The sequence below is a fragment of the Pseudactinotalea sp. genome, assembly GCF_048594945.1.
Taxonomy (GTDB): domain Bacteria; phylum Actinomycetota; class Actinomycetes; order Actinomycetales; family Beutenbergiaceae; genus Pseudactinotalea.
In genome coordinates this window covers 1-6,790 of the sequence record NZ_JBMDXJ010000371.1, presented here as the reverse complement: position 1 = coordinate 6,790, position 6,790 = coordinate 1, and the positions used below count along the sequence as shown (strand labels likewise).

Below are 6,790 nucleotides of genomic sequence, written 5' to 3'. Positions count from 1 at the left end.
AGAATTTCCCGCGCGAGGGCAGGTTCGAAGGTACCCGCGTGCGCAAGGCGCTCGTGGGTGCGCTGCCGGCACTCGGCATCGTCGTGGTGGTGCTTGGCGGATTCCGGTTCGGGCTCGTCACGGCGACCGAGGCGGCGCTGGTCGCGGTGGTCTACTCGCTCGTCCTCGCCGCGGTGGTGTACCGCAACGTGGGGCTGCGCAAGCTCGGTGAGGTGCTGGTCTCGGCCGCCAAGCTGACGGCCACGGCGCTGTTCGCGCTCGCGGCTGCCTCGGTGCTGGCGTACGCACTCACGCTGTATCGGGTGCCACTGCTCGTGGAGGGTGCGCTCGAGACCGTCCCGACCTGGGCGCTGCTGGCCTTCGTGGTGCTGGTGCTGTTCGTGATCGGCCTGTTCATGGACGCACTGCCTGCGATGGCCATCATGATCCCGGTGCTCGGCCCCGCGGTGGTGCTCGCCGGCATCGACCCGGTGCACTACGGGATCGTCGCCGTGATGACGTTGGCGCTGGGACTGATCACGCCACCGGTCGGCATCTGTCTCCTGGTCGCCTCCTCGATCGGCAAGGTGCCGGTGGTCAAGGCGATCCGCCCGATGGCGCCGTTCTTCCTGGTGCTGGTCGTGGTGATCCTTCTCTGTGTGGCGTTCCCACAGATCGTGCTGTTCCTGCCGAACCTGCTGGGAGGCTGACATGAACGACGACGGCGCACCCGAGTCCGAGCTCGTCACCACGCAGGTGCGTGGTTCCGCCGCATGGATCACGCTGCAGCGCGAGCGCAAGCTCAACGCGCTCTCGCGCGGCCTGCTGGCCGCGCTCGACCAGGCGATCACGTGGGCCGAGAGCACCGAGGGCACACGCGCGCTCGTCCTCACGGGCGCAGGCGAGCGGGCGTTCTGCGCCGGGGCCGACCTGGCGCAGGTGCGCGCGAGCGCACCGCACGAGTTCAGCGCCGACAACCTGGCCGGGCACCGGGTGATCACCCGGCTGCGGCGGTCGCCGCTGCCGGTGATCGCGGCGGTCAACGGCGTCGCTGTCGGCGGCGGCCTCGAGCTCGCGCTGGCGTGCGACATCCGGTTGGCGGTCGCCTCGGCGCGGCTGGGTCTGCCGGAGGTCGGTGTGGGTGTGCTGCCCGGGTGGGGTGGCACCTGGCGGCTGGCCGAGGCGGTCGGTGCGGCCCGCGCCCGGCAGATGGTGCTGACCGGTGAGGTCATGGACGCGGCGACCGCCGCGCGACTGGGTCTGGTCTCGGAGGTGCTCGACGACGTCGGGGCGCTGCACCGCCGCGCCGCCGAGCTCGCAGAGGTCCTCGCCGGCAACAGCGCGTCGGCGATCGCACGGGCCAAGGCGCTCCTCGACGCCGACGAGAACCCCCGCGGCATCCATGCGATCGCGGAGACCGGACAGGTGGCTGCGCTGCTCGCGACGGACCACTTCCGGGCGGCGACCGCGGGGTTCGGCCAACCCCGCACCGAGGAGACGAAGGAGCAGTGACGGTGACGACCGACGACGCGGTGGTGCTGGCCGCCCTCGACACATGGTGCGAGCAGCGGCTCCCCGAGCTGGGGCAGGACTTCTTCCCGACGGCGCTGGTCGAGCTCGCCGAGCTCGGTCTGCAGTCGCTGCTGGTGACCGGGACCGACCTCGACCTCTCACGGGGTCGGCTCGCGCACGAGACCAGCGAGCGGCTGGCGCGGGCGCTTCCGGCGCTCGCCGTGTCGACGAGCGTTGCGCGGCTGCACGCCTACCTGCTGGTCAAGTACGCCGTCCCGCATGTGCGCGACCGCTGGCTCGCCGACACCCTCGCGGCCCGGGCGTTCGGTGGGTTTGCGCTGACCGAGCCGCACGCAGGAACGGACGTGCGCGCCCTCTCGACCGTGGCTGTCCGCGACGGCGACGACTACCTGCTCACGGGTGACAAGTGCTGGGTGGGCCTGGCGCCGGTGAGCGACTACGTGATCGTGCTCGCCAAGGAGGGCCACGACGGGCGCGACGCACCCACGGTCGCGCTCGTCGTGGACATGGCACTGCCGGGCGCGAGCGGCGCCCACGGACCTGCGCTGTCCGGCCTGGCGGGCATGCCCAACGGGACCCTGACGTTCCGCGATGTCCGAGTGCCGGCCGACCACGCCCTCGACTGCGACGGGTTCCTCGGGATGATGGACGGGCTGAATCTCGCGCGGATCGAGGCGGCCTCGTACTCGTGCGGGATCATGCACCGCGCCCTCGAGCTTGCCGCCACCCGGGCGAGCACACGTGAGGCGTTCGGCAAGCCGCTGGCCGCGCTCCCCAGCATCCAGGCCAAGCTCGGCCGGATGTGGACCGACTACCGGGCGGCCCGCGAGCTGACGCTGGTTGCCGTCGACTCCTTCGCCGCCGGCGACGGCGGTGACCGCGACCTGATCTCGATGGCCAAGCTGTTCGCCAGCGACGCCAGCCGCCGCCACACCGACGAGGCGATGCAGGTGTTCGGCGCGCAGGGATTGGCTGCGGAGTCCGAGGTGCTGCGGCTGCACAACGACGCCAAGGTGATGCAGATCTTCGACGGCACCAGTGAGATCCACGAGACGATGCTCGGTCGCCGGGCAGCGAAGGAGATGAGCGCGTGAGCACCGATGGCTTCCCGGAGATCGGCGCCCGGTCGCAGTTCCGCAAGACGGTCGGAGAGACCGACGTGACGTTGTTCGCCGGGCTGACCGGGGACCTCGCCCCGCAGCACATCGACGAGGAGTTCATGCGCACGCGGCCGCAGGGACGCCGGATCGCGCACGGAGCGCTGACGCTCTCGCTGACCTCCACGGCGGCGGCCCGGCTCTGCGCCGAGCACGGTCTGCTGGCACTGTCCTACGGCTACGACAAGGTGCGCTTCCTCGCCCCGGTGATGCTCGGGCAGACGGTCAGCGTCGACTACGTGGTGACCGCGATCGACGAGGCCAAGCGCACTGCCCGCAGCGAGATGCGCGTGAGCACCGAGGATGGTCGCCTCTGCATGGTGGGTGAGCACCTGCTCTACTGTTACCCGCCTGGCGAGGGCGACTGAGCCGCACCCTCGCGCGCAGGTCCACCCCCTGGGCCGGGCGAGCTCGTCGCCGGCCGCGCCGTGTCCGGGTGACACACTGAACGCATGGCTCTCCCCGCAGACACCGCCGCGAAGCTCGCCGAGTACGCCCACCCCGAGCGACTGGTCACCACCGACTGGCTGGCCCAGCATCTCGGCGAGCCGGGCCTCGCCGTCGTCGAGTCCAACGAGGACGTGCTGCTGTACTCGACCGGCCACATCCCAGGCGCGGTCCACCTGGACTGGCACACCGACCTCAACGACCCGGTCACGCGCGATTACGTGGACGGTGCCGCCTTCGCCCGCGCGCTGTCCGAGCGCGGCATCGGCCGCGACGACACCGTGGTCATCTACGGCGACAAGAACAACTGGTGGGCTGCGTACGCCCTGTGGGTGTTCACGTTGTTCGGTCACCCGGACGTCCGCCTGCTCGACGGCGGTCGGGCGGCGTGGATCGCGGAGGGTCGCGAGGTCACCACGGACGTGCCTCACCCGCAGCCGGCGGACTACCCCGTGATCGAGCGCGACGACGCCCCCGTGCGCGCCTTCAAGGAGGACGTGCTCGCCTTCCTCGGCGGTCAGCTCGTGGATGTCCGCTCGGCGCCCGAGTACTCCGGCGAGCGCACCACGATGCCCGACTACCCCGAGGAGGGCGCGCTGCGCGGTGGTCACATCCCGGGTGCCCAGTCGGTTCCGTGGGCCCGCGCCGCGAACGAGGACGGCACGTTCCGGTCCCGCGCCGAGCTCGAGGGCATCTACCAGCAGGAGAAGGGCCTCGACCCCGCCGAGCCGGTGATCGCCTACTGCCGCATCGGCGAGCGCTCCTCGCACACCTGGTTCGTGCTGCAGCACCTGCTCGGGTTCGGCGACGTCAAGAACTACGACGGCTCCTGGACCGAGTGGGGCAACGCCGTGCGGGTGCCGATCGTGACCGGCGACCAGCCGGGTGAGCCGCCGCAGCGCTGAGCGCCGTAGGCTCGAGGGATGACTGCTGACGCCGAGCTGCCGCGGGCGTTCGCCGCGATCGTCGACGACTTCCAGGCGCTCACTGAGCCCGACCGGCTGCAGCTGCTGCTGGAGTTCGCGGAGGGCCTGCCCGAGCTGCCCGCCTCCTACGCCGACCACCCGGACCTGCTGGAGCCGGTCCCCGAGTGTCAGTCACCCGTGTTCTTGGCCGTGCAGGTCGGGGTGCCCGACGGCGCAGCCTCGGTCGGTCTCGATGCTCCCGTCTCGGTGTTCTTGAGCGCCCCGCGCGAGGCGCCGACCACCCGCGGCTTCGCGGGGATCCTGGCCGAGGGGCTGGCTGGGCTGACCGCCGAGCAGGTGCTCGCGGTTCCCGACGACGTGCCGCACCGCCTGGGCCTGGACCGCGCCGTGAGCCCTCTGCGACTGCGGGGCATGGCCGGCATGCTGGGCCGGATCAAGCGACAGGTGAGGGAGAAGACCCAGGCGACCTGACGCCGTCGGGCGCTCGCACAGCCCCAGGAACCCTCGTGGGTCGTGGGTCGTTGGCACGGCAGAGACAAAGGAGGCGATGTCCATGCAGTGCCCCACCGATGGCACCACGCTGGTGATGAGCGAACGCAGCGGGATCGAGATCGACTACTGCCCGCAGTGCCGCGGCGTGTGGCTCGACCGCGGCGAGCTCGACAAGATCATCGAGCGGTCGCTCGGCCAGCCCGGACCGGCTGCGGCGAGCACCCTCCCGGCACAGCCCCTGTATGGCACCCCGCCGGTCGAGGATCGGCGGCACGCCGACCGCCGGGGCTACTCGGCGCCGTCGGCCCCATCGCCGGATGAATGGGGCTACGTCAGACGCCGTCCGCGGCGTCGCCGCGAGAGCTGGCTCAGCGACCTCTTCGACTGAGAGCCGCGCAGCTGGCCCGAGCGATCCGCGCGAGGCGCCGTCAACCTGTGGCTCCGCGTGCATCGTGGCCGAGGGGTAGTGGGGCGACCGCGAGCAGGTGCTCGTGGATCCGGACCACACACAGTTTCCGCCGCTGACCGCATGTTGACGCGTCTACCTTGTGTGCGCTCCGGGGCGCTAGGGTCTGCCGCAGGGTGGGACGCCTGTCACATCCGCAGACCTCATGTGAAGGTGCCCCATGCGCCCCCTCTTGCGACGCAGCGCGCTCGTGTTCCTCCTGGTGGCGATCGGTGCCCTCGCGCAGCCACCGCAGAGCCAGGCGGCGTCGACGGAGTGCGCCGACGAGAGCTGTGAGGTCGTCTTCACGACCGGCGGCGCACCGGAGTCCTTCACCGTCCCGGCGGGTGTGAGCAGCATCAGCGTGACGGTGTCAGGGGCGGCCGGCGGCAACGTGGTGGTCGGTGGCACTCTTGTGCAGCCCGGTGGCCGTGGTGGCAGCTCGACGGCGACGTTCACTGTGGAGCCCGGCGACAGACTGACCGTGCTGGTCGGCGGCGTCGGCGAGCAAGCAGACTTCTCGGCGGGTGCCGCCGGCGGATCGGGTGCGACGCCGAGGTCTGGCGGATTCGGTGGCGGTGGCACCGCAGGCTCGGCGGGTCTCTGGTCCGCTGCCGGAGGGGGCGGTGGATCGTACCTGTTCAGCGAATCGGGAGAGCTCCTGCTGGCTGCTGGAGGCGGTGGCGGAGCCGCGAGCGGTAGCGGAAGCGCCGGCGCCGGTGTCGGTGTCGGTGGGGGAGTCAGTGGCAGTGCCGGCGCCGGAGTGTCGGCCGGCTCCGATGCCGCAGGAGCAGGAGGCACCGGAACGGGTGGTGGCGAAGGCGCGAACGGGGGCGGTCCCACCACGTCCCCGTTGTTGGTCGGAGCTGGAGGATCCGGAGGTGTCGGGGGAGCCGTGAGCGGCGCGGGCGGTGGCGGCGGGTATTACGGGGGCGGCGGGGGAAGCGGCTCGCCGAGCGTCGGCGCCGGTGTCGGCGGCCCGGGTGGCGGCGGCTCCGGTTACGCCGCGCCGTCGGCTGAGGAGGTCTCGGGCACCGCCGGTACCCAGCCGGGCGAAGGCCGGATCGTCATCTCCTACGTTCGTGCGCTGCCATCGGTGCAGCTCAGTGCCGTTCCCGGACCGACGGCTGATCTCGGCGAGCCCGTGACCTACACATTGACGCTCGGAGGACCCGCGGGCACGCCGGGTGGGTCGGCCTCGTTCTCCTGGGCGGGGTCAGGGTGCGAGTCCGTTCCTGTGAGCGACGTAGGCGTTGCCCAGTGCACGCTGACCGACCTCACGGGCGGGTCGCATGCGGTGACGGTCAGTTACAGCGGAAGCACGATCTATCGACCGGTCTCCGTGGTGTGGAACCAGGTCGTCGAACGCGGCGAGCCCGACGTCGAGCTGAGCGTCGATGCGACCACCGCCACACCGTTGGAGACGGTGACGTTCACCGCCCAGGTCACCGGGCTGCCGATGCTCGCGCCGACCGGATCGTTCGACTTCTCCGTCGGCGCCACTCCGATCGAAGGGTGTCAAGGCGTGCCTGTGCAGTCGGACGGCACAGCCGAGTGCTCATCATCGACGATCGGCGTCGGCGCGCACACTCTGACTGCCGCATACAGCGGCGATGAGTCCTACCAACCCGCCACCGGTGAGGCTGAGATCACGATCGAGGCACTGATCCCCGGGATAGGGCTCTCCGCCGATCCTGATCAGGGAGAGCCCGGCGCCCCCCTCACCCTCACCGCCGTCGTCACCGGCGATGAGATGCCCACAGGAACGGTGCAGTTCACGCGAGCCGGCGTGTCGATCGAGGGGTGCGAGA

Annotated in this window: 8 protein-coding genes; all 8 read left to right on the top strand. The window is 71.2% G+C overall.

Going from position 1 to position 6,790, the window contains the following annotated elements; genetic code table 11:
• The coding region (locus ACOJSN_RS16920) for a TRAP transporter large permease subunit (RefSeq protein ID WP_420113663.1) at positions 1 to 689 on the top strand (689 nt) is incomplete at its 5' end.
• Between the two features lies 1 nt (position 690).
• Positions 691 to 1,491, top strand: coding sequence for an enoyl-CoA hydratase/isomerase family protein (locus ACOJSN_RS16915; protein WP_420113662.1), 801 nt, complete (start codon positions 691 to 693; stop codon positions 1,489 to 1,491).
• 2 nt (positions 1,492 to 1,493) lie between these two features.
• Positions 1,494 to 2,606 carry an acyl-CoA dehydrogenase family protein gene (locus ACOJSN_RS16910; RefSeq protein ID WP_420113661.1) on the top strand — a complete coding sequence of 371 codons (1,113 nt, stop codon included), beginning with the start codon at positions 1,494 to 1,496 and terminating at the stop codon, positions 2,604 to 2,606.
• Positions 2,603 to 3,037: a MaoC family dehydratase gene (locus tag ACOJSN_RS16905; RefSeq protein WP_420113660.1), complete on the top strand. Its 435-nt coding sequence runs from the start codon at positions 2,603 to 2,605 to the stop codon at positions 3,035 to 3,037. Before ACOJSN_RS16910 ends, ACOJSN_RS16905 begins: the two co-directional genes overlap by 4 nt.
• An 84-nt stretch (positions 3,038 to 3,121) precedes the next feature.
• Positions 3,122 to 4,021, top strand: coding sequence for a sulfurtransferase (locus ACOJSN_RS16900; RefSeq protein ID WP_420113659.1), 900 nt, complete (start codon positions 3,122 to 3,124; stop codon positions 4,019 to 4,021).
• 18 nt (positions 4,022 to 4,039) lie between these two features.
• Positions 4,040 to 4,513: a SufE family protein gene (locus ACOJSN_RS16895; protein ID WP_420113658.1), complete on the top strand. Its 474-nt coding sequence runs from the start codon at positions 4,040 to 4,042 to the stop codon at positions 4,511 to 4,513.
• Between the two features lie 82 nt (positions 4,514 to 4,595).
• Positions 4,596 to 4,922: a zf-TFIIB domain-containing protein gene (locus tag ACOJSN_RS16890; protein ID WP_420113664.1), complete on the top strand. Its 327-nt coding sequence runs from the start codon at positions 4,596 to 4,598 to the stop codon at positions 4,920 to 4,922.
• Between the two features lie 238 nt (positions 4,923 to 5,160).
• Positions 5,161 to 6,790: Ig-like domain-containing protein (locus tag ACOJSN_RS16885; protein WP_420113657.1), on the top strand; the 1,630-nt coding region annotated here is incomplete at its 3' end.